Annotated in this window: 5 protein-coding genes; 3 read left to right on the forward strand and 2 right to left on the reverse strand. The window is 60.6% G+C overall.

All coding sequences use genetic code 11. From position 1 onward, the window contains the following. Positions 1-82: 82 nt before the first annotated feature. Entirely contained in the window at positions 83-943 is an 861-nt protein-coding gene (locus tag NUV89_RS28130) for a MurR/RpiR family transcriptional regulator (protein ID WP_177325322.1), read from the reverse strand. Positions 944-1,162: 219 nt separating this feature from the next. On the opposite strand from NUV89_RS28130, the gene zwf reads away from it, so the two are divergent. From zwf to NUV89_RS28145, 3 genes are read left to right on the forward strand one after another with little or no spacing between them, the layout of a single operon-like run. Next, on the forward strand, positions 1,163-2,629 hold the full coding sequence (gene zwf, locus NUV89_RS28135) for a glucose-6-phosphate dehydrogenase (protein WP_257783888.1): 1,467 nt from the start codon (positions 1,163-1,165) through the stop codon (positions 2,627-2,629). Then, a complete protein-coding gene (pgl, locus tag NUV89_RS28140) occupies positions 2,616-3,329 on the forward strand; it encodes a 6-phosphogluconolactonase (RefSeq protein ID WP_257783889.1) in 714 nt (237 codons plus the stop codon). Before zwf ends, pgl begins: the two co-directional genes overlap by 14 nt. Before the next feature lie 17 nt (positions 3,330-3,346). After that, positions 3,347-4,012 (forward strand): bifunctional 4-hydroxy-2-oxoglutarate aldolase/2-dehydro-3-deoxy-phosphogluconate aldolase, encoded by a 666-nt coding sequence (locus NUV89_RS28145; protein ID WP_017735662.1) that lies wholly within the window; start codon positions 3,347-3,349, stop codon positions 4,010-4,012. Between the two features lies 1 nt (position 4,013). Here the strand turns inward: NUV89_RS28145 and NUV89_RS28150 are convergent. Beyond that, positions 4,014-4,203 (reverse strand): hypothetical protein (locus NUV89_RS28150; RefSeq protein WP_257783890.1); only part of this gene is annotated, 190 nt, incomplete at its 5' end.

The raw sequence follows: 4,203 nt of genomic DNA on the forward strand, positions 1-4,203 counted from the left end.
GAGTTCCAGCATGAGAATGCGGTCGAATGTGGGAGCGGGCTTGCTCGCGAAGAGGCCGGTCCTGCTGGTCGAGATCCCAGGCCTAGTTGAACTCATCCCCCACCGGATACCGGCTGTCATTCAAGCTCTCTTTGATCTTGCGCAGATGCGGCTGGAAATCCACGCCACGGCGCAAGGTCATGCCGGTCGCCAGCACATCCAGCACCGTCAACTGAATGATCCGCGAGGTCATCGGCATGTAGATGTCGGTATCTTCCGGCAACGGAATATTCAGGCTCACCGTACTGGCCTTGGCCAGCGGTGAGTTCTCGGCAGTCACACCCAGCACCGAAGCGCCATTGCTCCGGGCGATACGCGCCACTTCCACCAACTCGCGGGTACGCCCGGTGTAGGAAATAATCACGAACAGCTCGCCCGTGTGCGCCACCGACGCGATCATGCGCTGCATCAGCACGTCTGCGTGGGCGGTGACCGACAGGTTGAAGCGGAAGAACTTGTGCAGCGCATCCATGGCCACCGGCGCCGAAGCGCCAAGGCCGAAGAAGTGGATCTGCCGCGCCTGGATCAACAGGTCCACGGCCTTGCTGATAAGGTTCGGGTCCAGCGCCTGGCAAGCGCTGTCCAGGGAGGCAATGGCGCTGCCAAAAATCTTCTGGGTGTAGGCCTCAGGGTTATCATCGGCTTCCACGGCGCGGCTGACATAGGCCGCGCCACTGGCCAGGCTTTGCGCCAGTTGCAGTTTCAGTTCAGGGTAGCCGCTGACGCCGAACGAGCGGCAGAAGCGGTTGACCGTCGGCTCACTGACCGAGGCGGCTTGGGCGAGGGCTGCGATAGAGAAGCGGGTCGCCTGCTGTGGGTTGAGCAGGATGACCTCGGCGACTTTTTTCTCGGCCTTGTTCAATTCTTCGAGGCGGTTCCGGATCTGTTCCAGAAGATTTCGCACGCGGTCCATTCAGTCTTTCCTTCGGGCGACGATGCAAATAAAAGGTGGCAAGCAATCGACGAGCGGCCTTTTGCGGTGGCCTATCCTACTGAGGGTAGCTGAACACCACCACTCGGAATGCGTATTTCGGGAAAATGTTGTGGTTATTACTACATTTTTCCTTGAGTGATGCCTTGAAAAAAGGTATTTGTAGCTTAACTTGATAAAAGAACAAACATCATGCCTTCGATAACCGTAGAACCCTGCACCTTTGCCCTGTTTGGCGCCTTGGGTGATCTGGCGCTGCGCAAGTTATTTCCTGCCCTCTATCAACTCGATGGCGCCGGGCTCTTGCACGACGACACGCGCATCCTGGCCCTGGCCCGTGAAGCCGGGACCGAGCAACAGCACCTGGCCCATATCGAAAAAGAACTGCGCAGCTACGTTGGCAAGGAACTGGACGAAACCATCGCCCAGCGTTTCCTGGCGCGCCTGACCTACGTCCACGTCGATTTCAAGAACGCCGACGACTATGTCGCCCTGGCGGAAAAAGTCGGCAGCGAGCAACGCCTGATCGCCTACTTCGCCACCCCGGCAGCCGTGTACGGCGCGATCTGCGAAAACCTGGCCAAGGCTGGCCTGGCGGAAAACACCCGCGTCGTGTTGGAAAAGCCCATCGGTTCCGACCTGGAGTCCTCGCGCAAGGTCAACGACGCCGTGGCGCAGTTCTTCCCGGAGAACCGCACCTACCGCATCGACCACTACCTGGGCAAGGAAACCGTCCAGAACCTGATCGCCCTGCGTTTCGCCAACAGCCTGTTCGAAACCCAGTGGAACCAGAACTACATCTCCCACGTGGAAATCACCGTGGCCGAGCAAGTTGGTATCGAAGGCCGCTGGGGCTATTTCGACAAGGCCGGCCAGCTGCGGGACATGATCCAGAACCACCTGCTGCAACTGCTTTGCCTGATCGCCATGGACCCGCCGGCCGACTTGTCCGCCGACAGTATCCGTGACGAGAAGGTCAAGGTGCTCAAGGCCCTGGCGCCCATCAGCCCGGAAGGCCTGACCACCCAGGTGGTGCGCGGCCAGTACATCGCCGGCTACAGCGCGGGCAAGCCGGTGCCGGGTTACCTGGAAGAAGAGAATTCCAACACCCAGAGCGACACCGAAACCTTCGTCGCCCTGCGTGCCGATATCCGCAACTGGCGCTGGGCCGGCGTGCCGTTCTACCTGCGGACCGGCAAGCGCATGCCGCAAAAGCTGTCGCAGATCGTTATCCACTTCAAGGAACCGTCCCACTACATCTTCGCCCCCGAGCAGCGCTTGCAGATCAGCAACAAACTGATTATCCGCCTGCAGCCGGACGAAGGCATTTCCTTGCGCGTGATGACCAAGGAGCAAGGCCTGGACAAGGGCATGCAACTGCGCAGCGGCCCGCTGCAACTGAATTTTTCCGACACCTATCGCAGCGCACGGATTCCCGATGCCTACGAGCGGTTGTTGTTGGAAGTGATGCGCGGCAACCAGAACCTGTTTGTGCGCAAAGATGAAATCGAAGCCGCGTGGAAGTGGTGTGACCAGTTGATCGCCGGTTGGAAAAAGTCCGGCGATGCACCCAAGCCGTACGCGGCGGGTTCGTGGGGGCCGATGAGCTCCATTGCACTGATTACGCGGGATGGGAGGTCGTGGTATGGCGATATCTGAGTTGAAACTGCCCCAGGGCGTCACGCCCCATGAGTACCGCACGCCGGTGCTGTTGGCGGAAGGCCTGGCCAATGACGTGGCCGAGCAATTGCGCGCGGCCATCAGTGCCCGTGGCGAAGCGACGTTGGTGGTGTCCGGTGGCCGTAGCCCCGTGGCGTTTTTCCAGCACCTGGCCAAGCAGGGCCTGGACTGGTCCAAGGTGACCATCACCCTGGCCGACGAACGCTGGGTGCCGGTGGAACACGCTGACAGCAACGCCGGCCTGTTGAAGCAGCACCTGCTGCAAGGCCCGGCGGCCAAGGCCAAGTTCCTCAGCCTCTACAGCGCTGCGGCCAACCTTGAAGACGCTGCCGAGCAGGCCGATCGCCTGCTGGCTGAGTTGCCGGCGATTGACGTGCTGGTGCTGGGCATGGGCGATGACGGTCACACCGCGTCGCTGTTCCCCAACAGCCCGAACCTGGCCGAAGCCTTGAAGCCCGACGGTACCCGCCGTTGCTGGCCGATGCTGGCGCCGACCGTGCCGCACCAGCGCCTGACCATGAGTCGCGCACTGCTGGCCACGGCGACCTACACCGTGCTGTCGATTTCCGGCAGTTCGAAATTGACCACCTTGAGCGCCGCGCTGGCCAGTGACGACGTTGCTGCCATGCCGATTCGCGCGTTTTTGCAACCTACATTAGAGATTTACTGGTGCCCATGAGCCAAGGATCAGCCGCTATGAAAAGCCCTCAACCGACCGTGTCCATGGCGGATAAAGTTGCCTTGATCGACAGCCTCTGCGCCAAGGCGCGGATCCTGCCGGTGATTACCATCGCCCGCGAACAGGACATCCTGCCGCTGGCCGATGCCCTGGCAGCCGGTGGTTTGACCGCATTGGAAGTGACCCTGCGTTCCGAGTTCGGCCTCAAGGCCATTCAGGTCCTGCGCGAGCAACGCCCGGAACTCTGCACCGGTGCTGGCACCGTGCTGGATCGCCATATGCTCGAAGCGGCGGAAGTGGCCGGTTCGCAGTTTATCGTCACCCCAGGCATCACCCGCGACCTGCTGGAAGCCTCGGTCCACAGCCCGATCCCGCTGCTGCCGGGCATCAGCAATGCGTCCGGGATCATGGAAGGTTATGGCCTGGGTTATCGCCGCTTCAAGCTGTTTCCGGCGGAAGTCAGTGGCGGCGTCGCGGCGATCAAGGCCCTCGGCGGCCCGTTCGGCGAAGTGAAATTCTGCCCGACTGGCGGCGTTGGCCCAGCCAACATCAAGAGCTACATGGCGTTGAAAAACGTGATGTGCGTGGGCGGTAGCTGGATGCTTGATCCCGAGTGGATCAAGAACGGCGACTGGGCACGTATCCAGGAAGTCACCGCCGAGGCGCTGGCGCTGCTGGACTGATTTATCGAATCGTTGTTGCTGTGCTTAACGGCATTTTTGGCGGTGCACTTGGTCGGTGTACCGCTTTTTTTTTGCCTGAAAAACACCTTTCAGGCCGGCACACATCCATAGGTTGGAATGGGCTTGTGTGGGAGCGGGCTTGCTCGCGAAAGCGTTGCATCAGATACACATTTATCAACTGATCCACCGCT

The sequence above is a fragment of the Pseudomonas sp. 18.1.10 genome (genome assembly GCF_024655625.1).
GTDB lineage: Bacteria > Pseudomonadota > Gammaproteobacteria > Pseudomonadales > Pseudomonadaceae > Aquipseudomonas.